We start from the raw sequence: 21,802 nt of genomic DNA, 5'->3' as shown, positions 1-21,802 counted from the left end.
CCGATTAATGCCTTTTTACAGGCTGATTATGGTCTGAAAGTTAAGCCAGCGAAACGAGACTGCAAGATGAGCGTAATGTTTGATCCGGAAGCGGCGATTTATCCTTTTCCGCCTAAGCCAATGCCGTTAAGCCGCGATGAGAAGCACTTCTATCGTGAAAAGATTAAACGCCTGCTGCGCGATCGCGATGCGGTGATGGTTGCCCACTACTACACCGACCCGGAAATTCAGCAACTGGCCGAAGAAACCGGCGGCTGCATCTCTGACTCCCTTGAGATGGCGCGCTTCGGCGCTCGCCATTCTGCCTCAACGCTATTGGTTGCTGGTGTGCGCTTTATGGGTGAAACGGCAAAAATCCTCAGCCCGGAAAAAACCATCCTGATGCCTACGTTGCATGCAGAGTGTTCTCTCGACCTGGGCTGCCCGATTGAGGAGTTTAGCGCCTTCTGCGACGCTCACCCGGATCGTACCGTGGTGGTCTATGCCAATACATCTGCGGCGGTTAAGGCTCGTGCTGACTGGGTTGTAACCTCCAGTATTGCGGTCGAACTCATTGAGCATCTGGATAGCATGGGTGAAAAAATCATCTGGGCACCGGACCGCCATTTGGGCAGCTACGTCCAAAAACAGACCGGTGCTGATGTGCTGTGCTGGCAGGGGGCTTGCATTGTTCATGATGAATTCAAAACTCAAGCGCTGGCAAGAATGAAAGCCCTTTATCCTGATGCGGCGGTGCTGGTTCACCCTGAATCACCACAGGCGATTGTCGATATGGCCGATGCGGTGGGTTCAACAAGTCAGTTAATCAATGCGGCTAAAACGCTATTGCAGAAGCAGCTAATAGTGGCCACCGACCGCGGTATTTTCTACAAAATGCAGCAGGCGGTACCGGAGAAAGAGCTGTTGGAAGCGCCTACGGCTGGCGAAGGGGCAACCTGCCGCAGCTGCGCACACTGTCCGTGGATGGCGATGAATGGCCTGAAAGCGATTGCTGAAGGGCTTGAGCAGGGTGGAGTCGAACATGAAATTCATGTTGATGAGAAGTTGCGTACTGGCGCGTTAGTTCCGCTGAACAGAATGCTCGATTTTGCGGCTACACTTCGGGGATAACTCATTACCGCGTCACAGCACGCTCTGGGGATAAGATGGATTTTTTTAGTACGCAGAACATATTAGTGCACATACCCATTGGCGCCGGGGGATATGACTTATCGTGGATTGAAGCAGTTGGCACCGTTGCAGGCCTGATATGCATCTGGTTGGCAAGCCTGGAGAAGATCAGCAACTATGCGTTTGGGCTGATCAATGTGACTTTGTTCGCCATTATCTTCTTCCAGATCCAGCTCTACGCAAGCCTTTTGCTGCAGGTCTTTTTCTTCGTGGCCAACGTCTACGGCTGGTACGCCTGGTCACGGCAAACCAGTGATAATCAGGCGGAGCTGCAAATACGCTGGCTACCGCTGCCTAAAGCGCTGGGTTGGCTGTCGGCCTGCGTGGTCGCTATTGGCTTAATGACGGTGTTTATCAACCCGGTCTTTGCGTTTCTGACGCGGATTGCCGTTGCGCTCATGCAAACGCTGGGGTTGCAGGTGGCGATGCCGGAGCTGCAGCCCGATGCGTTCCCATTCTGGGACTCTTGCATGATGGTGTTGTCGATTGCGGCGATGATTCTGATGACGCGCAAATATGTTGAGAACTGGCTGCTGTGGGTGATTATCAATGTCATTAGCGTGGTTATTTTCGCGCTCCAGGGCGTATATGCGATGTCGCTCGAATATCTGCTTCTGACCTTTATCGCGCTCAACGGCAGCCGGATGTGGATTAACAGCGCGCGTGAGCGCGGTTCTCACGCGTTTTCTCGTTAGTGATGGTGATGATGCCCATGCCCGGCGTGCGACATGTTCAGACGGCATTCCGGGCCGCTACAGGGCTGATACTCCATCTGCACCGTAACGTGTTCAATCGCATATTTGTGCTGTAAGAAATCTAGAATGCGCTCCAGCAGGCCGTCGTGATCGTGCGGCGGCACTACCTGAACATGCAGCGTCATCACCGTTTTCTCACCCACTAACCAGGCATGAACATGATGTACGTCGCGCACTTCCGGTATTGAGCGGCGTAAGTCGCGCTTGAGTGCATCGACATCAAGCGAACGCGGCGCACCTTCCAGAAGTTCATTGATACTCTCCTGAAGCAAACGCCAGGCACTACGCAAAACCAAACACGAAACCAGCACGGAGAGAATCGGGTCGATTGGCGTCCAGCCGGTGGTAAGGATGACGAGTGCTGCAATTATCGCCCCGACTGAACCGAGTAAATCTCCCAGCACGTGTAGGGCGGCGGCGCGTACGTTAAGGTTACGTTCCTCGCTTCCACGATGCAGGATCCAGAAGGCCAGGATATTGGCCAACAACCCGACAACGGCGATGATCATCATCGTTTTACCGGCAATCGGTTGAGGATGATGAAAGCGCTGGATGGCCTCCCAGACGATCAGGATGGTAATTACCACCAGGGCGATGGCGTTGAGAAATGCCGCCAGCGTGGTCAGCCGCAGCCAACCAAAAGTGTGGCGCGTATTCGGCGGACGGCGGGCAAAGTGAACGGCTAAAAAAGCGAATAGCAACGCTGCTGCGTCGGTAAGCATATGCCCGGCATCGGCCAGCAGTGCCAACGAGCCTGAGAGCAGTCCGCCAACGACTTCAACCAGCATAAATCCGGCGGTTATGCAGAACGCCAGCAGCAGGCGGCGAGCATTATTATCTTCAGGTTGTTGAGCAGGAGTATGCGAGTGTGAGTGCCCCATGGCGCCATCCCTACGTTATTATTTTCCCTATTACTTTATGACAACATCGCGCTTTTAGTTTAACAAAATGCAAAAGGAGAGCCTGAGCTCTCCTCAATTATCAACATCACACTACGATTACTGGGTGGTGCCGTCAGTTTTACTGGCATCATCCTGGCCGACTTTTTTATCGGTATCCGGGCAACGCCCATCTTTACACATCGAGTTTTTATGCACTTCATCGCTCGACATGCCGTCATGGTTCATGTTTGAGCCATCGGGGTGGAGCATTGTACCGCCGGTATTGCTGGAACCAGTATTAATGTTGCCGTCCACATTGTTAGGCGCGACGTTCTCGCGTGCGTCAGGTGCGACCTGTCCGGCATCGGCTGCCGAGTTGGCCTGCCCGTTATTAGATTGCGTGCCAGTATCGGCGGCAAGAACCGCGCCGCTGGCCAGGCCCAGGGTTGCTGCGAGGAGAAGACGGGTGAGTTTGTTCGTTTTCATTAGATGCTCCTGTTATGGTGGATTTGTCGGATAACGCTTCCAACAGTGCATTTAGCAGAGGTTTAACTCGCGATGGTTAAAGGCTCGGTATCAGCGAACGGCATTAATATATAATGCTGAATGCTAAAGGAAATTAAGTTCTAACAGTTAAAAATTGTAGTTTATGGCCATCATTCCGCTACTTTATGGTCTAATTTAGCCTAATTCCAGGAGTATTCTGTCGGTACTGTAAAATCACGTTTACACTTTTTGACTGAAGAGATAGATTGGAGGGATTGCATTTAACTAGATAAGTATGGCAACGCTGGAAATAAGATGAATTATCAGAACGACGATTTACGCATTAAAGAGATCAACGAATTATTACCTCCCGTTGCGCTCCTGGAAAAATTCCCTGCTACCGAAAATGCTGCGAATACTGTCGCGCATGCTCGCAAAGCAATCCATCAGATCCTGAAAGGCAATGACGATCGCCTGTTGGTGGTGATTGGTCCATGTTCCATTCACGATCCGGCGGCGGCAAAAGAGTACGCTGAACGTCTGCTTAAGCTTCGTGAAGAGCTGAAGGGTGAGCTGGAGATTGTGATGCGCGTTTATTTTGAAAAACCGCGTACCACCGTGGGCTGGAAAGGGCTTATCAACGATCCGCATATGGATAACAGCTTCCGCATCAACGATGGCCTGCGTATTGCGCGTAAGCTGCTGCTGGATATCAACGACAGCGGGCTGCCTGCTGCCGGGGAATTCCTTGATATGATCACCCCGCAGTATCTTGCCGATCTGATGAGCTGGGGAGCGATTGGCGCGCGTACCACTGAGTCACAGGTGCATCGCGAGCTCTCTTCTGGCCTCTCTTGCCCGGTGGGCTTTAAAAACGGCACCGACGGAACGATTAAAGTCGCAATTGATGCGATTAATGCTGCCGGTGCGCCGCACTGCTTCCTGTCGGTGACCAAATGGGGTCATTCGGCTATCGTGAACACCAGCGGTAACAGCGATTGCCATATCATCCTGCGCGGCGGTAAAGAGCCGAACTATAGCGCGCAGCACGTCGCTGAAGTGAAAGTTGGACTGGCGAAAGCGGGTCTTCCTGCTCAGATCATGATCGATTTCAGCCATGCCAACTCCAGCAAGCAGTTTAAAAAGCAGATGGATGTCGGCGTGGACGTGTGTCAGCAGGTTGCTGGTGGCGAACAGTCGATTATGGGCGTGATGATTGAGAGCCACCTGGTGGAAGGTAATCAGAACCTTGACAGCGGCGAGCCGCTGACCTACGGCAAAAGTATTACCGATGCCTGCATTGGCTGGGAAGACACCGACACGCTGCTTCGTCAACTGGCGGATGCGGTGAAAGCGCGTCGCGGCTAGCTGAACCGTTTTCCAGGTCAAAAAAACCGGCTAATAAAGCCGGTTTTTTTGTATTTAATTTTCTTTAATCACAAAGGGTTAATTCCGCGTTTAAAACTTTTGAGATGATTGAAATCAAATTTTTACATATTTGTCGATCGTAGTATAAATTTTTACATAACGACAGATATTCATTATGCATAAACCTATCCAACTGGCATCTTTATTTCCTTTACTCCTTACTCTGACACCACAAAGCACCTTTGCTGCCGCCTCCCCGGAAGAGGTCATGGTTGTGACCAGCAAGCTTTCAGGTAATTCGACGCATGCTGAATCAGGCTCCGGATTCAAAACAAATGATATTGATATCGGACCGCTGGGAAACAGAAGTTGGGTCGAAACGCCGTATTCCACAACGACCGTCACCAAAGAGATGATTGAAAACCAGCAGGCGCACAGCGTGAGCGAATTGCTGAAGTATTCTCCCAGCACGCAGATGCAGGCGCGCGGCGGAATGGATGTCGGCAGGCCGCAAAGCCGGGGCATGCAGGGTAGTGTTGTCGCGAATAGCCGACTTGATGGCTTAAATATTGTCTCCACAACGGCATTTCCGGTCGAAATGCTTGAGCGACTGGACGTTCTTAATAGCTTAACCGGAGCGCTTTATGGCCCGGCGAGCCCGGCAGGACAGTTTAATTTTGTGGCTAAACGTCCTACACAAGAGACGCTGCGCAAAGTTACCCTGGGTTATCAAAGTCGTAGTGCCTTCACCGGTCATGCTGATCTAGGTGGACATTTCGATGATGAAAACCGCTTTGGCTATCGCGTCAACGTTTTGAACCAGGAAGGTGAGGGTAACCTGGATGACAGTACGCTACGGCGCAAACTGCTTTCCGTTGCTCTGGACTGGAATATTCAACCGGGGACTCAGCTACAGCTGGATGCCAGCCATTATGAGTTTATTCAAAAGGGGTATCCGGGAAGCTTTAGCTACGGTCCCGGTATCAAACTGCCTTCCGCACCCGATGGGAAAAATAAGAATCTCGCGCTAAGTACCGCCGGTAATGACCTGACGACCGACACAGTGAGTACCCGGCTGATTCATTATTTCAATGATGACTGGTCGTTGACTGCTGGGGTGGGCTGGCAGCAGGCGGACCGCGCAATGCGTAGCGTTTCCAGCAAAATAATCAATAATCAGGGTGATATCAGCCGTTCAATGAAAGACTCCACGGCGGCGGGACGTTTCCGGGTGTTGAGCAACACCGCGACGTTAAGCGGACATGTGGATACGGGCTCTATCGGACATGATATTGCGCTCTCGACTACCGGTTACGTCTGGTCTATCTATGGCGCAAAAGGGACCGGCGCGACGTATAACTGGGGTACCACTAATATGTATCATCCGTCGGAAATGTATGAACAGGGTGATGGCAAAATCAACACTAACGGCTCGCGCTATAAATCCAGTGTTAATACTCAGCAGAGTATTACGATTGGGGATACCGTAACGCTGACGCCGAAGTGGTCCGCCATGTTCTACCTCAGTCAGAGCTGGATCCAATCAAAAAATTACGATAAAAGCGGTGATAAAACGGCTCAAATTGATGAAAACGGCCTGAGTCCGAATGCTGCGGTCATGTATAAAATTACACCGAATGTGATGGCCTACGTTAGCTATGCAGAATCTCTGGAGCAGGGGGGGACGGCGCCAACGAACAGCGATGTTAAAAATGCCGGGCAAACCCTCGACCCGTACCGCAGTAAACAGTATGAGATGGGGCTAAAAGCCGATGTTGAGGGGATGAACCTTGGTGCGGCGCTGTTCCGCCTCGAGCGCCCTTTTGCATACGTAGATCCTAATGACAATGTGTATAAAGATCAGGGGAACCAGGTCAACAACGGGCTGGAACTCACCGCATCCGGCAACGTCTGGCAAGGGCTGAACATCTATAGTGGCGTAACGTTCCTCAATCCGAAACTGAAAGATACCGTCAGCGATTCCACCAGTGATAAGCAGGTTGTTGGTGTACCTAAAGTGCAGGCAAACCTGCTCGCGGAATACAGTTTACCGTCCATGCCGCAGTGGGTTTATAGCGCGAACGTTCATTATACCGGGAAACGCGCGGCTAACGACACCAACACCGCGTGGGCCAGCAGCTACACCACGTGGGATCTAGGTACTCGTTACACTACCAAAATCAACAACCTGCCGACGACCTTCCGTGTGGCCGTGAATAACGTGTTCGACAAGCATTATTGGGCATCAATTTTCCCGTCAGGTACCGATGGTGATAATGGCTCGCCGAGCGCCTTTATTGGCAGCGGGCGAGAGGTGCGCGCCACTGTAACCTTTGATTTTTAAGGGGTAAGTGATGATGTTTAATCGTGTTTTCGCGGTTCTGGTCTGGCTGGTTGCGGGAGGTGTGTTTGCTGCGCAACCGCACAGCGACGTTCGCATCGCTTCACCGTGGCCTGCGCAGAATACCATCATTACCATGCTGGGCTATGGCGATAACATCGTCGGTACGTCGATGGTCGCCAAAAAGATCCCGTTGTTTCGTCAGAGTTTGCCGCGCATTGATGGCGTCGCTGCTGTAAGCGTGAATGGTGGCCATGAACTTGATCCTGAACAGATTATCTCATTGGGTACCCAGTTGCTGTTTGTGCCGAAATCGATGACCGTGCCGAAACAAGCTCTGCTCGAGCAGGCAGGCGTGCGGGTTTTGGCCTTTGAAGCCAACTCAATGCAGGCTCTGACCTCACGGATTCAAAAAACGGCAGACGTGCTGGGGCCTGATGCTCAGGAAAAAGCGAAACGCTATCAGCGCTATTTTGAGCAGAATGTAGCGCTGGTGAAAGAGCGCCTGAAAGATGTGCCGCCAAATGAGCGCGTTGCGGTGTATCACAGTATGGGAAACCCGCTGACCACAACCGGAAAACCATCGCTTAACCAGGACTGGATGGAGCTTGCTGGCGCAAGGAACATTGCTGAAAACTGGTTTACGAATAAACCGAATCGGGCCGGGGAAGTGCCGCTTGAGCGAATTGTTGCGGCGAATCCAGCCGTTATCGTGGCGATGAATAAGCGCGATGCTGATACGATTATGACCTCTCCTCAGTGGTCACAGGTTGATGCGGTACTCAACCATCGTGTTTACGTGAATCCGAAAGGGATGTTCTGGTGGTGTAGAGAGACCAGCGAGGAGGCCATGCAGTTCCTCTGGTTGGCTAAAATGCTCTACCCCCAGCGCTTTACCGATGTGGATATGGATCTGGAAACGCGTCTTTTTTATCAGCAATTCTTTGGCATAACGCTCAATGATGCGCAGATTAACGATGTGCTCAACCCGCCGAAATAGGCCGACCTCGAAGGATTGTTATGTCGCAACCTACTGATGAGAGGTCGTTAGAGTCGATTAGCCGTCGCTATCGCCTGATCGTACGCAAACGGCTACTGTTGGCGCTAGGGATCGCGCTGGCAATTATCGTGTCGCTGCTGCTGGACTTTACATTTGGTCCGGCGGGCTTGTCTTTTACTGAACTCTGGCAAAGCCTTTTACATCCGGCGAGCGTCAGTCCTGGGACGCGGATTATTGTCTGGCAGATCCGTTTGCCTTATGCGCTGATGGCGCTGTTAGTGGGTATGGCGCTTGGTCTGGCGGGCGCTGAAATGCAAACTATTCTGAATAACCCGCTGGCCAGCCCATTCACTCTTGGGGTGTCATCCGCGGCGGCATTCGGCGCAGCGTTAGCCATCATATTGGGGATTAGCATTCCTGGAGTACCGTCATCGTGGGCTATTCCGGCGAATGCGTTTGTTTTTGCCTTATTGTCCGCACTGCTGCTGGATGGGATTACCCGTTGGACCCGCGTCGCCACCTCCGGGGTGGTGCTGTTTGGTATTGCACTGGTTTTTACCTTTAATGCCCTGGTGTCGATGATGCAGTTTATTGCTGATGAAGACACTTTGCAGGGACTGGTGTTCTGGACGATGGGCAGTCTGGCGCGAGCATCATGGGAAAAATTGCTCACCCTGGCGCTGGCGTTTGTCATTGTTATGCTATGGTCAATGCGCAGCGCCTGGCAGCTTACGGCGCTGCGCCTCGGTGAGGATCGGGCCATGAGCTTTGGCATTGATGTACGCCGCCTGCGTTTATCTTCGTTGCTGCGTATTAGCTTACTGTCGGCGCTATCGGTTGCGTTTGTCGGTCCGATTGGTTTTATTGGGCTTGTGGCACCGCATATTGCGCGCATGCTTTTTGGCGAAGACCACCGTTTTTTTCTACCCGGCAGTGTATTGACCGGCGGGCTGGTGCTTTCATTGGCCTCTATTGCGTCTAAGAATATTTTCCCTGGCATTATTATTCCCGTCGGAATCGTTACCTCGTTAGTTGGCGTACCGTTTTTCCTGAGCATTATTGTGCGCCATCGCGGGAGTATGTCATGAGCGGTTTAAGCCTTCGGGGTATCAACGCCGGGTACCTTAAAAGACCGGTGATCCGCAATCTGAATATTTCAGAACTCCCTTGCGGAAAAATTACCGTTCTTTTGGGGCCAAATGGCTGCGGGAAATCGACTTTGCTACGTTCATTGGCCGGGCTGAACAAAGCGTATGGCGAAGTGCTATTGTCAGGAGAAAACCTGCTGTCGCTATCTTTTGCCGAACGTGCAAAGAAAGTGGTGTTTTTACCGCAGTCGCTGCCGCAGGGCGTCCACCTACAGGTACTGGAATCAATTGTTGTTGCTCAGCGCGCATCGGGAGATCGGGAGCCTCGCCATAGAGAAGCCCAGGTGCTGACATTGCTGGATCAGCTTGGGATTGCTCATTTATCGTTGCGCTATCTTGACCAGCTTTCCGGCGGCCAGCGGCAGCTGGTAGGGCTTGCGCAATCGCTAATCCGCCACCCGCAGCTGTTACTACTAGATGAGCCTCTTAGCGCGCTCGATCTGAATTATCAATTTCACGTGATGGATTTAATCGCGAGGGAGACCCGCACACGAAATATGGTCACGCTGGTTGTGGTGCATGATATCAACATCGCTTTGCAGCATGGCGAACATGTTCTGATGCTTAAAGAAGGGGAGTTGGTGGCAAGCGGTGCGCCGGAGGCGGTGATTACAACTGAAAATTTGGCGGAAGTGTTCAATGTGCGAAGTCGAGTAGAGCGCTGTTCTCAGGGAAGGCCACAAGTGATTCTGGACGGGGTTATCAGGGTATAGAAGCTACCGGATAGCCTGGGCTATCCGGTAAATTAATTACTTCGCTTTACCCTGGTTTGCAACGGCTGCGGCTTTCGCGGCGATCTCGTCGGCATTGCCCAGATAGTAGTGTTTGATAGGTTTGAAGTTTTCGTCGAATTCATACACCAGCGGCACGCCGGTTGGAATGTTCAGCTCGAGAATTTCTGCTTCGCCCATGTTGTCGAGGTACTTCACCAGCGCACGCAGGGAGTTGCCGTGAGCGGCGATAATCACGCGCTCACCGCTTTTCAGACGCGGCAGAATGGTTTCGTTCCAGTAAGGCACAACGCGGTCGATAGTCAGCGCCAGGCTTTCGGTGGTCGGCAGTTCTGCATCGGTCAGTTTTGCGTAACGCGGATCGTGCCCCGGATAGCGCTCATCGTCTTTGGTCAGCTCCGGCGGTGTTACCGCAAAGCCACGACGCCACTGCTTAACCTGCTCGTCACCGTATTTTTCAGCGGTTTCTGCTTTGTTCAGACCCTGCAGCGCACCGTAATGACGCTCGTTCAGTTTCCAGGATTTCTCAACCGGCAGCCAGGCCTGATCCAGTTCGTCCAGCACGTTCCACAGAGTGTGGATGGCACGTTTCAGCACAGAGGTATAAGCAAAATCGAAGCTGAAGCCTTCTTCTTTCAGCAGCTTACCGGCTGCTTTTGCTTCACCAACGCCTTTTTCAGACAGGTCAACGTCATACCAACCGGTGAAACGGTTTTCGTTGTTCCATTGGCTTTCGCCGTGACGAACGAGTACCAGCTTAGTTACAGCCATTCTCTTACTCCTCAATACACGTCATCCTTCGCGCCGCCTCATTGTTGGCTGCTTTCACTCACCCTGGTCACATAGTTAACTATGCTTCCAGAGATTCGTTCATTTGCCGCCTTGATGCGACCCGAATGCTGTAGTGTATATATTTATTGATTGATAACTATTCTCATTATATTGCTGTGATTTACCTCACGGCAATGCTTATCCCTAACCATAGCGAAAATAGTGGCTCAGTGTAAGGTGCTTGTAAAATTGAGGTTATGTTTTTGTCTGTAAGTGGCGTATTTTTCAGCGAAAGGATAAAAAAACCCTCCATCAGGAGGGCTTGGGATTATTTCACAATAAACTGATATTCCGTCAGGCTGACGTACTCTTCGCCGGGGCGTAGAACGCAATCCGGCTGCGGCCATTCCGGATGGTTCGGCGAATCTGGCAGGAACTCGCTTTCCAGCGCCAGACCTTGCCAGTCATCGTACGGTTGCGCCGTACGCGACGGCGTGCCGCCCAGATAGTTGCCGGAGTAGAATTGCAGGGCCGGAGCGGAGGTATAGACCGTCATCTGCAGTTTTTCGTCCTGCGACCAGACGTGAGCCGCCGGACTGCTGGCATCGCCCAGCGCCTGAAGCAGGAAGGCGTGGTCGTAGCCTTTCACTTTTTGCTGGTCTTCGTCGCGCAAGAAATCATCTGCCAGCACCTTCGGCGTGCGGAAATCGAAGCTGGTGAGGGTGACGTTTTGCAGATCGCCCCCCGGAATACCGTCGCTCTCTACCGGCAAATAAACATCAGCGAAAATTTGCAGCCTGTGGTTGCGCACGTCACTCTGCACGCCGTCGAGGTTGAAATAGACGTGGTTGGTCAAATTCACCGGACAGGGTTGGTCAACGGTGGCGCGATATTCGATGGAGATCCGATTATCGTCGGTCAGGCGATAGTGCGCCGTTGCCGTCAGATTGCCGGGGAATCCCTGATCGCCATCGTTAGACGAGAGTGAAAACAGCACGTGACGAGCATCAGTGCTGACAATCTGCCAGCGGCGCTTATCAAAACCATCTGGCCCGCCGTGCAACTGATGGCCCGCTTCGTTGGACGGGGTCAGATTGACGGTACAACCATCCAGCGTAAAGCGGCTGTTAGCGATGCGGTTAGCGTAACGACCGACGGAAGCGCCGAGATAGGCGGCCTGGCGCGTATAGTCGCCAGGAGTCGCGCAGCCGAGCAGCGCTTCGCGCACGCTGCCGTCAGCCAGCGTCACCTGCGCGGAGAGCAGCGTGGCGCCCCAATCCATGACGGTCACCGTCATCCCCGCGTCGTTACGCAGGATGAGGATATTCCACGGCTGGCCGTCCGGCGCCAGCTCCGTTGTTTGATTTAGCATTGTCCTGCTCCCTGAGACGGCTTGCACACGTAGAACGTTTCTTTGATACCGGTTTTTGCTTCGTACTCTTTGGCAACGGCCTGCTGCACGGTATCGACCAGATCTTCCGGCACCAGCGCGACAATACAGCCGCCGAAACCGCCGCCGGTCATGCGGACACCGCCTTTATCGCCGATGGTCGCTTTGACGATGTCCACCAGGGTATCGATCTGCGGTACGGTGATTTCAAAATCATCGCGCATCGAGGCGTGAGATTCCGCCATCAGTTCGCCCATTCTCAGCAGATCGCCTTTTTCCAGCGCCGTGGCGGCTTCCACGGTACGAGCGTTTTCGGTCAGGACGTGGCGAACACGTTTGGCGACAATCGGGTCAAGCTCGTAGGCGACAGCGTTGAACTCATCCAGAGTGACATCGCGCAGAGCGGGTTGCTGGAAGAAGCGAGCGCCGGTTTCGCACTGTTCGCGGCGCGTGTTGTATTCGCTGCCGACCAGGGTACGTTTAAAGTTACTGTTGATAATCACCACCGCGACACCTTTTGGCATCGAGACCGCTTTGGTCCCTAATGAGCGGCAGTCGATCAGCAGCGCGTGGTCTTTTTTACCGAGTGCGGAGATGAGCTGGTCCATGATGCCGCAGTTGCAGCCAACGAACTGGTTTTCCGCTTCCTGACCGTTCAGCGCAATCTGCGCGCCGTCGAGGGGCAGGTGATAAAGCTGCTGGAACACGGTACCGACGGCGACTTCCAGTGAAGCCGAGGAGCTTAATCCTGCGCCCTGCGGTACGTTGCCACTGATGACCAGGTCCGCGCCGCCGAAGTTGTTATTCCGCTGCTGGAGATGCTTCACCACACCGCGAACATAGTTCGACCACTGCTGGGTATCGTGGCTGGTAATCTGCGAGTCCAGAGAGAACTCATCGGTCTGATTGTCGTAGTCGGCGGCAATCACCCGCACGGTACGATCGTCACGCGGCGAGCAGCTGATGACCGTCTGGTAATCAATTGCGCAGGGCAACACGAACCCATCGTTATAGTCGGTATGTTCGCCGATCAGGTTAACGCGGCCAGGGGCCTGGATAACGTGGCTGGCCGGATAGCCAAACTTTTCAGCAAACAGGGCTTGGGTTTTCTCTTTCAGACTCATGGTTATACTCCGGATTCGCGAAAATGGATGTCGCTCACAGCGCGCAGACGTTCGGCGGCCTGCTCGGCCGTCAGATCACGCTGGGTTTCAGCCAGCATTTCATAGCCGACCATAAATTTGCGCACCGTGGCGGAGCGCAACAGCGGCGGATAAAAATGCGCATGCAGCTGCCAGTGATTATTCTCTTCACCGTTAAACGGCGCACCGTGCCAGCCCATTGAGTAGGGGAATGAGCACTGGAACAGGTTGTCGTAACGGCTGGTCAGCTTTTTCAGCGCCAGGGCAAGATCGCTGCGCTGGTCGTCGGTTAAATCGGTCAGACGCTGGATGTGAGCTTTGGGCAGCAGCAACGTCTCGAAAGGCCATGCTGCCCAGTAGGGAACCACGGCGAGCCAGTGTTCGGTCTCGACGATGGTACGACTACCGTCGGCTAATTCGCGCTGCACATAATCCACCAGCATCGGCGCGCCGTGCTCGGTGAAGTAGTCTTTTTGCAGACGGTCTTCGCGCTCCGCTTCGTTAGGCAGGAAGCTGTTTGCCCATACCTGACCATGCGGATGCGGGTTGGAGCAGCCCATCGCCGCTCCCTTGTTCTCAAAGACCTGGACCCACGGATAGGTTTTTCCGAGGTCCGCGGTCTGTTCCTGCCACGTTTTAACCACGCCTTCCAGCGCTTCAACGCTCAGTTCCGGCAGCGTTTTGCTGTGGTCTGGCGAAAAGCAGATGACCCGGCTGGTGCCGCGGGCGCTCTGACAGCGCATTAGCGGATCATCGCTTTCCGGGGCGTCAGGGGTATCGGTCATCAAAGCCGCAAAGTCATTGGTAAAAACAAACGTACCGGTGTAGTTCGGGTTGGTGTCGCCGGTGACGCGGGTATTACCCGGGCACAGGAAACAATCCGGATCGTGCGCGGGCAACGTTTGCTTTGCCGGCGTTTCTTGCGCCCCCTGCCAGGGGCGCTTGGCGCGATGCGGAGAAACCAGAATCCACTGCCCGGTTAACGGGTTATAACGACGATGTGGATGGTCGACGGGGTTAAATACGCTCATGAAGGTTCCTTAGTCTGGATAACCCTGCGGATGACGGGACTGCCAGTGCCAGGTGTCCTGCGCCATTTCGTCAAGGTTGCGCGTCACGCGCCAGTTCAGATCGCGATCGGCCTTTTCAGCGTCCGCCCAGTAGGCCGGGAGGTCGCCGTCGCGGCGTGGCGCGAAGTGGTAGTTAATAGGTTTACCGCAGGCTTTACTGAAGGCATTGACCACGTCAAGCACGCTGCTGCCGACGCCTGCGCCAAGATTGTAGATATGCACGCCAGCTTTATCGGCCAGTTTTTCCATTGCCGCGACGTGGCCGTCGGCAAGGTCCATCACGTGAATGTAGTCACGAACGCCAGTGCCATCTTCGGTCGGGTAGTCGTTGCCGAAGACCGCCAGCGATTCGCGACGACCAACGGCAACCTGCGCGATATACGGCATCAGGTTGTTTGGGATCCCCTGCGGATCTTCCCCCATATCGCCCGACGGATGCGCGCCGACCGGGTTGAAGTAGCGCAGCAGCGCGATGCTCCAGTCCGGCTGCGCTTTTTGCAGGTCAGTGAGGATCTGCTCAACCATCAGCTTGCTTTTGCCATACGGGCTCTGCGGAGTGCCGGTCGGGAAACTTTCAACATAAGGGATTTTTGGCTGGTCGCCGTAGACGGTGGCGGAGGAGCTAAAAATGAAGTTTTTCACGCCAGCAGCGCGCATAGCGGAAACTAATTTCAGCGTGCCGGTTACGTTATTGTCGTAGTATTCCAGCGGTTTGGCGACGGACTCCCCGACGGCTTTCAGACCGGCGAAATGGATCACGGCTTCAATCGCGTGATCGTGAAGAATTTCCGTCATCAGCGCTTCATTACGAATATCGCCTTCGACAAAGGTGGCGCTTTTCCCGCCGAGACGTTCAATGACCGGCAATACGCTGCGCTTACTGTTGCAGAGATTGTCGAGAATAATCACTTCATGTCCCTGCAGTAGCAGTTGAACGCAGGTGTGACTTCCAATGTAACCGCTACCACCTGTAACCAGTACTTTCATGATTCGCTCCAATAGGCTTATCGTGTGAGAAGAAGATAGCATACCAAAGATGGAAAAAGTGTGACACAGGCCAAATTGGTGGAATCGTTTACACTAAAAATCACAATTACCATATTTGATCTTTTTTATTTTAAAAACAGTTGGATATAATTTTCGGTGGACATAATTCTGAAAAAATCAGGGATCCGCAGACCCCTGTACAGGCTTAATTTTCCAGCGGACCCACCTGGTAAGTGTAACCGTCTCCACTCGTAATAAACGCCAGGCGGTGGGTAATGCAGTCCGGTGCGTCCTCGGCGTGGTGGGAAACAAACAGCAGCTGCGTCGAACCTTCGCTAATGAGCACATCGATAAAGCGGCGCACCAGCTGGCGGTTGAGCGGGTCTAGCCCCTGTAACGGTTCATCAAGGATCAGCAGGGTAGGGTGTTTGACCAGTGCGCGGACGATCAGTGCCAGCCGCTGCTGTCCCCAGGAAAGGCTATGAAACGGCGCATCGGCAGTGCGCTTGTCGATCCCGAGGATATCCAGCCAGTTCTGCACCAGCTTGTGCTGCTTGTCGGAAACAGCCTGGTAGATGCCGATAGAGTCGAAGTAGCCTGAGAGAATCACGTTACGCACGTTGGTGCTGACGCGGTACTCCAGATGCAGGCTGCTGCTCACGTAACCAATATGCTTTTTAATATCCCAGATGGTTTCGCCGCTGCCACGACGGCGGCCAAACAAGGTCAGGTCATTACTATACCCCTGCGGATGATCGCCGGTGACCAGGCTGAGGAGAGTGGATTTTCCGGCACCGTTGGGGCCGACTATCTGCCAGTGTTCGCCGGGATTTACCGTCCAGCTCAGGTGATTAATGATCGGCCGATCGTTATAAGAAACTCTGCCGTCGTTCAGCACGATGAGTGGTGCATTGTCGTCCAGCGCGTGACGCGCGGCCGGGGCGTCCGGCTCCGGTAGGGTCATGCCGTCAAGCTTTTCGCTATGCGCCAACTGGGCGATCAGCGCCTGTTTCAGCAGCGCCTGCTTTTCCCCTGTTTCGCTCAGGACGCAGTCCGCCAGCACGCCAGCGAACTGGACGAATTCTGGTATTTCATCGAAACGGTTAAGTACCAGCACAAGGGTGATACCTTCGCGATTAAGCGTCGCCAGCAGTTCCGCCAGCTGCTGGCGCGAGGCGACATCAAGTCCATCGAACGGTTCATCAAGAATGAGCAGGTCGGGGTTGCCCATCAGCGCCTGGCACAGCAGCGTTTTACGCGTTTCGCCGGTAGAGAGATATTTAAAGCGTCGCTGTAGCAGATGGCCAATACCAAACTGTTCGCCAAGGCGGGCGCAGCGAGAGGGGTCTTTAAATTCGTCCTGGATGATTTCCGCCGCTGTGCGTCCGGTATCTTCTTCTCCTGGGCTGAGCAAATCGGTGTTGTTGCGTTGCCACTCGTCGCTGACCAGCTTTTGTAACTGCTCAAAAGAGAGGCGGGTGATGCGCGAGAAAGTACATTCCCGCTGCCCGCTAAGCAGCGTCAGCTCGCCGGACAGCGCCCGCGCAAGGGCTGATTTCCCGCTGCCGTTGCTGCCGACGAAAGCCCAGCTTTCGCCAGCGCGCACGCTGAGGTGCTCAATATTTAACGTTTTTGTGTCGCTCAGGCGAAACGTGCCTTGCGAAATTTGCAATAATGACATTGTGTATCCCACTTTTTGCAGCGATGTGCTTCAGGGATACGTCTTCACGAGCGTAATGTCAATGCCATTAGCACAACGTAGCGAGAATGATGCGATCGGCATTAAAATAGGCTATCGCTTCCGCGCCTTCCGTCAGATCGCGTGTCTGCTCCACCGGCAGGGTGGCGCAAAGGCTCTGACCATCCGGGAGCGCCATCAGCACTTCACACTGTTCCGGCCCGCGTTCGATATGGCTGATACGTCCGGCTAGCTGGTTATCAGCCTGTTCCGCCAGCGTTGAATCCTGGGTAATACCGACCCACGGCGCTTTCAACAGCACGAGTACTTCCTGACCTTCATCAAGGCCCAGACGATCGGCGCTTTGCGCGGTGATGGCGACTTTAAAGCGGGTTTGCCCGTCGGCCAGTAGCACTTCAACATGCTGCTGTACCTGCTGATGGTCGCGCCCGGTAATGGTGCCAAACCACTGGTTGCGTGCGCTGGTTTGTAGTGAGAAACGTGAAATGGCTGCCAGCAGGCTGTCGAGGGGCAGGGCGTCATCATCGCTCAGGACATCAAACGCTTTCTGCTGAATCTGCGCCAGCAAATCGTAAAGCTGAATCAGCCGCTGCCCGTAACGGGTGAGGACGGCGCCGCCACCACCTTTGCCGCCGGTAGCGCGATCGACCAGGGTTTGTTCGCTCAGCTGATTCATTTCATTAATGGCATCCCAGGCGCTTTTATAGCTGATGCCGGCGTTTTTTGCCCCCTGACTAATAGAGCCGGTCTGGTCAATCTGCTTCAGCAGGGCGATACGGCGGGGATCGGCGAACAGGCGCTGCTGTAATTTTAGGGTAAGAAGAATTTCGGCCTGCATAATCATATCCTGACGAAAAAAGGCTATTGTGACCGATAGCGGTCATCTTGCAAGATGCATCTGTCGCGGCGGCCTGTGAGGCACCGCACAAATGGGGCGTGTTTTTCCGGCTGAATTCGTTACAATAAAGCATTCGTACTTTCTGGAGCCAACCATGTTAGAGCTATTGAAAAGTCTGGTTTTTGCCGTAGTCATGGTCCCTGTGGTGATGGCCGTCATCCTGGGTCTGATTTACGGGCTGGGCGAAGTGTTTAACCTCTTCTCCGGAGCCGGTCACAAAGACAGCAGACCGCAAAATCACTGATTTCCCTGCGCCCGGTTCTGCCGGGCGTTTTTATTTCTCCCCTCAATTGATCCGCCTCTAATTACCCCTAATTTGCTCTGGGAAAACCCCAACCTTATCGCTATATTAGCTCCTACATAACGCACTCACAGGAGTTTCAGATGGCAGGTCAATGGTTACGCTTTTTTGCTGGAGCAACGTTAACGCTCTGTGTTGCAGGTCACGCGCTGGCGGAAGATGGTAAAATTACGGTGTTTGCAGCGGCATCGCTGACTAACGCAATGCAGGATATCGCTAAAGAGTATAAGAAAGAGAAAAACGTTGATGTAGTTTCTTCGTTTGCTTCTTCATCGACTCTGGCACGACAGATTGAAGCAGGCGCGCCAGCGGATCTGTTTATCTCCGCTGACCAAAAATGGATGGATTACGCGGTTGAGAAAAAGAGCATCGATACTGCGACACGCGCCACTCTACTGGGCAATAGTCTGGTTGTCGTTGCGCCGAAAGCCAGCGCTCAGGGCGACATCACTATCAATGATAAAACAGACTGGACTAGCCTGCTGAAAGGCGGCCGTCTGGCGGTTGGCGACCCGGAACACGTGCCTGCGGGTATCTATGCTAAAGAAGCGCTGCAAAAACTGGGTGCCTGGGAAACGCTGTCACCGAAGCTGGCTCCAGCGGAAGACGTGCGCGGTGCGCTGGCGCTGGTTGAACGTAGCGAAGCCCCGTTGGGTATTGTTTACGGCTCTGATGCCGTTGCCAGTAAAGGCGTGAAAGTTGTCGGCACCTTCCCGGAAGATTCCCACAAGAAAGTGGAATATCCGCTGGCTATCGTTGACGGACATAAAAATGCGACGGTTAGCGCATTTTATGACTATCTGAAAGGACCGGAAGCTTCCGCCATTTTTAAACGTTACGGATTTACGACTCACTAATGTTCTTAAGCGATCCCGAATGGCAGGCGGTACTGCTGAGCCTGAAAGTTTCATCCCTGGCGGTGGTGTTTAGCTTACCTTTCGGGATCTTTTTTTCCTGGCTGCTGGTTCGACGGGATTTCCCCGGCAAAGCGCTGCTCGATAGCATCCTCCACTTGCCGCTAGTATTGCCGCCGGTGGTGGTGGGCTATCTGTTATTGATTGCCATGGGACGGCGTGGTTTTATCGGCAGCTGGCTTTATGACTGGTTTGGTCTGAGCTTTGCCTTTAGCTGGCGCGGCGCGGTGCTGGCGGCGGCGGTGATGTCTTTTCCACTGATGGTGCGGGCTATTCGCCTGGCGCTGGAAGGGGTTGATGTCAAGCTTGAGCAGGCGGCACGCACGCTTGGTGCGGGTCGCTGGCGGGTGTTTTTCACCATTACCCTACCTTTAACGCTTCCGGGAATTATCGTCGGTACCGTGCTGGCCTTCGCCCGTTCGCTGGGCGAATTTGGCGCGACCATTACCTTTGTTTCTAATATTCCTGGTGAAACGCGCACCATTCCCTCGGCTATGTATACTCTGATTCAGACCCCCGGCGGCGAAGGTGCGGCAGCACGGCTGTGTTTGATTTCGATTGTGCTGGCGCTGATATCGCTGCTGATTTCTGAATGGCTGGCCCGGCTTAGTCGCAAACGGATGGGGAAATAACCATGCTCGAGCTTGATTTCACCCAGACGCTGGGCACCCACTGTTTGCAGATCTGTGAGACGCTCCCCGCCAGCGGCATCACGGCGGTGTTCGGCGTATCTGGTGCGGGAAAAACTTCTTTGATTAACGCCATCAGTGGCCTGACGCGCCCGCAGCAGGGGCGTATCGTGCTTAACGGCAGAGTGCTTAATGATGTCGAAAAGCGTATCTGTCTGGCGCCGGAAAAACGCCGTATTGGCTATGTTTTTCAGGATGCTCGCCTGTTTCCGCACTACAAGGTGCGCGGCAATCTGAAGTACGGCATGGCGAAGAGCATGGCCGACCAGTTCGATAAGCTGGTGGATCTGCTTGGCATCGCGCCGCTGCTTGACAGGCTACCGGGAGGGCTATCCGGTGGGGAAAAACAGCGGGTAGCCATTGGCCGGGCATTACTCACCGCACCGGAGCTGCTGCTGCTTGATGAGCCGCTGGCGTCGCTGGATATTCCACGTAAACGCGAGCTGTTGCCCTATCTGCAACGTCTGGCGCGGGAGATTAACATCCCGATGCTCTACGTCAGCCATTCATTGGATGAGATTCAGCATCTGGCGGATAAAGTGCTGGTGCTGGAAGAGGGGAAAGTGAAAGCTTTTGGCTGCCTGGAAGCGGTGTGGAGCAGCAGCATAATGCACCCCTGGCTACCGCAGGATCAGCAAAGCACCATTCTCAATGTAACCATTGCCGCTCAGCATTCGCAGTATGCGATGACTGCGCTGGCGCTCGGCGACCAGCAGATATGGGTTAATCAGCTCGACAGACCGCAGGGTGAAGCGGCGCGTATCCGCATTCAGGCTTCAGATGTCTCGCTGGTACTACAGCCTGGGCAGAGAACCAGCATCCGTAATATTTTGCCCGCGCAGGTGATGCAGTGCATCGAAAGTAACGGTCAGGTTGAGGTCAGGCTTGAGATTAGCGGTCGAACGCTGTGGGCGCGTATCAGCCCGTGGGCCCGTGATGACCTGGGCATAACCCCAGGCCAGCAGCTGTACGCGCAAATAAAAAGCGTGTCAATCGCCGCCTGATTAGAGCAGGTGGCGATTGATGTAGTCAGCGATGCTGGTGGTTTCGTTTTCACCAATCACCACATTGGCGCGCGCTTTGACTTCATCCACTGCGTTGCCCATCGCCACGCCGGTACCGGCGGCTTCCAGCATGCTAAGATCGTTGTAGTTATCGCCGAAAGCGACGACATCCTGCATCGACAGGCCCTGCGATGCTACCCACTGCGCCAGGCGTTTGCCTTTGCTGTTGCCTTCGCGGGCGATATCAACCTGATCGTGCCACGACCATTCGCATTCCAGACCTAGCGTCTGGCCGACATGCTGGGCAAAGCGCTGTAGCTTAGCGGTATCTTCATCGGTCAGGGCGAATTTCCACACGGCATTCACTTCACGGGCCGCCTGGGCCAGAGAGGCGACCTGAGTGAATACCGGGCGCTGCGCCACGGGTAAAGATTCCGCCCAGTTAGCGGTGCGAATAACGTGCCCGGTTGGTTGCTCATACAGCATCGCGTCGTCAACGTACATCAGGCCGTGAATATCGTGTTCGACCAGCATATCCGTCAGGCTCAGGGCTTTATCTACCGGCATTGGATCCGACTCCAGAACCTTTTTTGCATGATAATCATACAAATAAGTGCCATTACAACAAATTGCAGGTGTATCCAGAGCCAGTGCCTGATAAAAAGGATGGATAGCGACGTGATGTCGGCCGGTGACGACGATCACCTGGTATCCAGCGTCTCTGGCGTGAGCCAGTGCGTCGAGCGAGGCGGGGAGGATGGCTTTTTTTCCGGTCAGTAGGGTGCCGTCTAAATCCAGGGCAATCACGCGTGAGGTCATGTGTTGTTTCCGGTTAATGATGAAAAGTTAGCTGGCTATGATGGTACACCGCTGTGCCATTCGGGCAAACTTTTCAGCATCTACCGCTAAAAGAGTCGGTACACTTGATTCGTCAGGCTGCTGCAAGGCAACCTGAATCATGTAGTGTACCCTAAATAATTCGAGTTGCAGGAAGGCGGCGACGCAGGGAGTCCCCTGGAGCTTACTCCAGTAAGTGACTGGGGTGAGCGAGGAAAGC

At 53.9% G+C, this 21,802-nt stretch carries 22 protein-coding genes; 11 read left to right on the top strand and 11 right to left on the bottom strand.

Annotated features, from left to right (window positions below; translation table 11 throughout):
• Positions 1–66: 66 nt before the first annotated feature.
• A complete protein-coding gene (gene nadA / locus QVF11_RS08035) occupies positions 67–1,110 on the top strand; it encodes a quinolinate synthase NadA (protein ID WP_287856201.1) in 1,044 nt (347 codons plus the stop codon).
• A gap of 35 nt (positions 1,111–1,145) precedes the next feature.
• Complete coding sequence (gene pnuC, locus QVF11_RS08030) at positions 1,146–1,865, top strand: nicotinamide riboside transporter PnuC (RefSeq protein WP_287856198.1); 720 nt, start codon at positions 1,146–1,148, stop codon at positions 1,863–1,865.
• Here the strand turns inward: pnuC and zitB are convergent.
• A complete protein-coding gene (gene zitB, locus QVF11_RS08025) occupies positions 1,862–2,806 on the bottom strand; it encodes a CDF family zinc transporter ZitB (RefSeq protein WP_287856196.1) in 945 nt (314 codons plus the stop codon). The genes pnuC and zitB overlap by 4 nt on opposite strands.
• Positions 2,807–2,923: 117 nt before the next feature.
• Complete coding sequence (locus QVF11_RS08020) at positions 2,924–3,292, bottom strand: YbgS-like family protein (protein ID WP_287856194.1); 369 nt, start codon at positions 3,290–3,292, stop codon at positions 2,924–2,926.
• Between the two features lie 315 nt (positions 3,293–3,607).
• Between QVF11_RS08020 and aroG the strand changes: the two genes are divergently transcribed.
• From aroG to QVF11_RS07995, 5 genes are all read left to right on the top strand, one after another.
• Positions 3,608–4,660, top strand: a complete 1,053-nt coding sequence (gene aroG, locus QVF11_RS08015) for a 3-deoxy-7-phosphoheptulonate synthase AroG (RefSeq protein WP_112214449.1) — start codon at positions 3,608–3,610, stop codon at positions 4,658–4,660.
• A gap of 268 nt (positions 4,661–4,928) precedes the next feature.
• Complete coding sequence (locus QVF11_RS08010; protein WP_260611164.1) at positions 4,929–7,004, top strand: TonB-dependent receptor; 2,076 nt, start codon at positions 4,929–4,931, stop codon at positions 7,002–7,004.
• A 10-nt stretch (positions 7,005–7,014) separates the two neighbouring features.
• Complete coding sequence (locus tag QVF11_RS08005) at positions 7,015–8,001, top strand: ABC transporter substrate-binding protein (protein WP_287856192.1); 987 nt, start codon at positions 7,015–7,017, stop codon at positions 7,999–8,001.
• Positions 8,002–8,021: 20 nt separating this feature from the next.
• Positions 8,022–9,089, top strand: a complete 1,068-nt coding sequence (locus QVF11_RS08000) for a FecCD family ABC transporter permease (RefSeq protein ID WP_142511996.1) — start codon at positions 8,022–8,024, stop codon at positions 9,087–9,089.
• Positions 9,086–9,862 carry an ABC transporter ATP-binding protein gene (locus QVF11_RS07995; protein ID WP_287856190.1) on the top strand — a complete coding sequence of 259 codons (777 nt, stop codon included), beginning with the start codon at positions 9,086–9,088 and terminating at the stop codon, positions 9,860–9,862. Before QVF11_RS08000 ends, QVF11_RS07995 begins: the two co-directional genes overlap by 4 nt.
• A 36-nt stretch (positions 9,863–9,898) precedes the next feature.
• Here the strand turns inward: QVF11_RS07995 and gpmA are convergent, their stop codons facing one another.
• From gpmA to modE, 7 genes are all read right to left on the bottom strand, one after another.
• Positions 9,899–10,651, bottom strand: coding sequence for a 2,3-diphosphoglycerate-dependent phosphoglycerate mutase (gene gpmA / locus QVF11_RS07990; RefSeq protein ID WP_004100351.1), 753 nt, complete (start codon positions 10,649–10,651; stop codon positions 9,899–9,901).
• A gap of 328 nt (positions 10,652–10,979) precedes the next feature.
• Complete coding sequence (galM, locus tag QVF11_RS07985) at positions 10,980–12,023, bottom strand: galactose-1-epimerase (RefSeq protein ID WP_287856188.1); 1,044 nt, start codon at positions 12,021–12,023, stop codon at positions 10,980–10,982.
• Positions 12,017–13,165, bottom strand: a complete 1,149-nt coding sequence (gene galK / locus QVF11_RS07980) for a galactokinase (RefSeq protein ID WP_287856186.1) — start codon at positions 13,163–13,165, stop codon at positions 12,017–12,019. The genes galM and galK overlap by 7 nt, the downstream gene beginning before the upstream one ends.
• A gap of 2 nt (positions 13,166–13,167) precedes the next feature.
• Positions 13,168–14,214 carry a galactose-1-phosphate uridylyltransferase gene (gene galT, locus QVF11_RS07975; protein WP_287856184.1) on the bottom strand — a complete coding sequence of 349 codons (1,047 nt, stop codon included), beginning with the start codon at positions 14,212–14,214 and terminating at the stop codon, positions 13,168–13,170.
• Positions 14,215–14,223: 9 nt separating this feature from the next.
• Positions 14,224–15,240 (bottom strand): UDP-glucose 4-epimerase GalE, encoded by a 1,017-nt coding sequence (gene galE / locus QVF11_RS07970; protein ID WP_112214444.1) that lies wholly within the window; start codon positions 15,238–15,240, stop codon positions 14,224–14,226.
• 205 nt (positions 15,241–15,445) lie between these two features.
• Positions 15,446–16,921 (bottom strand): molybdate ABC transporter ATP-binding protein ModF, encoded by a 1,476-nt coding sequence (modF, locus tag QVF11_RS07965; RefSeq protein ID WP_287856182.1) that lies wholly within the window; start codon positions 16,919–16,921, stop codon positions 15,446–15,448.
• 67 nt (positions 16,922–16,988) lie between these two features.
• Positions 16,989–17,777, bottom strand: a complete 789-nt coding sequence (modE, locus tag QVF11_RS07960) for a molybdenum-dependent transcriptional regulator (protein ID WP_142511991.1) — start codon at positions 17,775–17,777, stop codon at positions 16,989–16,991.
• Between the two features lie 154 nt (positions 17,778–17,931).
• Between modE and QVF11_RS07955 the strand changes: the two genes are divergently transcribed.
• From QVF11_RS07955 to modC, 4 genes are all read left to right on the top strand, one after another.
• Positions 17,932–18,081, top strand: a complete 150-nt coding sequence (locus QVF11_RS07955) for an AcrZ family multidrug efflux pump-associated protein (RefSeq protein ID WP_004848993.1) — start codon at positions 17,932–17,934, stop codon at positions 18,079–18,081.
• 140 nt (positions 18,082–18,221) lie between these two features.
• Positions 18,222–18,995, top strand: a complete 774-nt coding sequence (gene modA, locus QVF11_RS07950) for a molybdate ABC transporter substrate-binding protein (protein WP_287856179.1) — start codon at positions 18,222–18,224, stop codon at positions 18,993–18,995.
• Positions 18,995–19,684, top strand: coding sequence for a molybdate ABC transporter permease subunit (modB, locus tag QVF11_RS07945; protein ID WP_112214440.1), 690 nt, complete (start codon positions 18,995–18,997; stop codon positions 19,682–19,684). Before modA ends, modB begins: the two co-directional genes overlap by 1 nt.
• A 2-nt stretch (positions 19,685–19,686) precedes the next feature.
• The gene (modC, locus tag QVF11_RS07940; RefSeq protein WP_112214439.1) at positions 19,687–20,745 is read left to right on the top strand and encodes a molybdenum ABC transporter ATP-binding protein ModC; all 1,059 of its coding nucleotides are present in this window, start codon (positions 19,687–19,689) and stop codon (positions 20,743–20,745) included.
• Here modC and QVF11_RS07935 read toward each other — a convergent pair whose 3' ends face one another.
• Positions 20,746–21,564 (bottom strand): pyridoxal phosphatase, encoded by an 819-nt coding sequence (locus QVF11_RS07935; RefSeq protein ID WP_287856177.1) that lies wholly within the window; start codon positions 21,562–21,564, stop codon positions 20,746–20,748.
• Between the two features lie 27 nt (positions 21,565–21,591).
• Positions 21,592–21,802 (bottom strand): hypothetical protein (locus QVF11_RS07930; protein ID WP_287856175.1); only part of this gene is annotated, 211 nt, incomplete at its 5' end.

Source organism: Klebsiella sp., from assembly GCF_027492335.1.
Taxonomy (GTDB): Bacteria; Pseudomonadota; Gammaproteobacteria; order Enterobacterales; family Enterobacteriaceae; genus Klebsiella; species Klebsiella huaxiensis.
Note: the sequence above shows the minus strand (reverse complement) of the source record. Positions and strands in the feature narration are given on the sequence as shown.

Excerpts from the sequence above, each read along its gene's own strand:
- nadA (WP_287856201.1), top strand. The coding sequence starts at position 67 with ATGAGCGTAATGTTTGATCCGGAAGCGGCGATTTATCCTTTTCCGCCT.
- pnuC (WP_287856198.1), top strand. The coding sequence starts at position 1,146 with ATGGATTTTTTTAGTACGCAGAACATATTAGTGCACATACCCATTGGC.
- zitB (WP_287856196.1), bottom strand. The coding sequence starts at position 2,806 with ATGGGGCACTCACACTCGCATACTCCTGCTCAACAACCTGAAGATAAT.
- QVF11_RS08020 (WP_287856194.1), bottom strand. The coding sequence starts at position 3,292 with ATGAAAACGAACAAACTCACCCGTCTTCTCCTCGCAGCAACCCTGGGC.
- aroG (WP_112214449.1), top strand. The coding sequence starts at position 3,608 with ATGAATTATCAGAACGACGATTTACGCATTAAAGAGATCAACGAATTA.
- QVF11_RS08010 (WP_260611164.1), top strand. The coding sequence starts at position 4,929 with ATGGTTGTGACCAGCAAGCTTTCAGGTAATTCGACGCATGCTGAATCA.
- QVF11_RS08005 (WP_287856192.1), top strand. The coding sequence starts at position 7,015 with ATGATGTTTAATCGTGTTTTCGCGGTTCTGGTCTGGCTGGTTGCGGGA.
- QVF11_RS08000 (WP_142511996.1), top strand. The coding sequence starts at position 8,022 with ATGTCGCAACCTACTGATGAGAGGTCGTTAGAGTCGATTAGCCGTCGC.
- QVF11_RS07995 (WP_287856190.1), top strand. The coding sequence starts at position 9,086 with ATGAGCGGTTTAAGCCTTCGGGGTATCAACGCCGGGTACCTTAAAAGA.
- gpmA (WP_004100351.1), bottom strand. The coding sequence starts at position 10,651 with ATGGCTGTAACTAAGCTGGTACTCGTTCGTCACGGCGAAAGCCAATGG.
- galM (WP_287856188.1), bottom strand. The coding sequence starts at position 12,023 with ATGCTAAATCAAACAACGGAGCTGGCGCCGGACGGCCAGCCGTGGAAT.
- galK (WP_287856186.1), bottom strand. The coding sequence starts at position 13,165 with ATGAGTCTGAAAGAGAAAACCCAAGCCCTGTTTGCTGAAAAGTTTGGC.
- galT (WP_287856184.1), bottom strand. The coding sequence starts at position 14,214 with ATGAGCGTATTTAACCCCGTCGACCATCCACATCGTCGTTATAACCCG.
- galE (WP_112214444.1), bottom strand. The coding sequence starts at position 15,240 with ATGAAAGTACTGGTTACAGGTGGTAGCGGTTACATTGGAAGTCACACC.
- modF (WP_287856182.1), bottom strand. The coding sequence starts at position 16,921 with ATGTCATTATTGCAAATTTCGCAAGGCACGTTTCGCCTGAGCGACACA.
- modE (WP_142511991.1), bottom strand. The coding sequence starts at position 17,777 with ATGCAGGCCGAAATTCTTCTTACCCTAAAATTACAGCAGCGCCTGTTC.
- QVF11_RS07955 (WP_004848993.1), top strand. The coding sequence starts at position 17,932 with ATGTTAGAGCTATTGAAAAGTCTGGTTTTTGCCGTAGTCATGGTCCCT.
- modA (WP_287856179.1), top strand. The coding sequence starts at position 18,222 with ATGGCAGGTCAATGGTTACGCTTTTTTGCTGGAGCAACGTTAACGCTC.
- modB (WP_112214440.1), top strand. The coding sequence starts at position 18,995 with ATGTTCTTAAGCGATCCCGAATGGCAGGCGGTACTGCTGAGCCTGAAA.
- modC (WP_112214439.1), top strand. The coding sequence starts at position 19,687 with ATGCTCGAGCTTGATTTCACCCAGACGCTGGGCACCCACTGTTTGCAG.
- QVF11_RS07935 (WP_287856177.1), bottom strand. The coding sequence starts at position 21,564 with ATGACCTCACGCGTGATTGCCCTGGATTTAGACGGCACCCTACTGACC.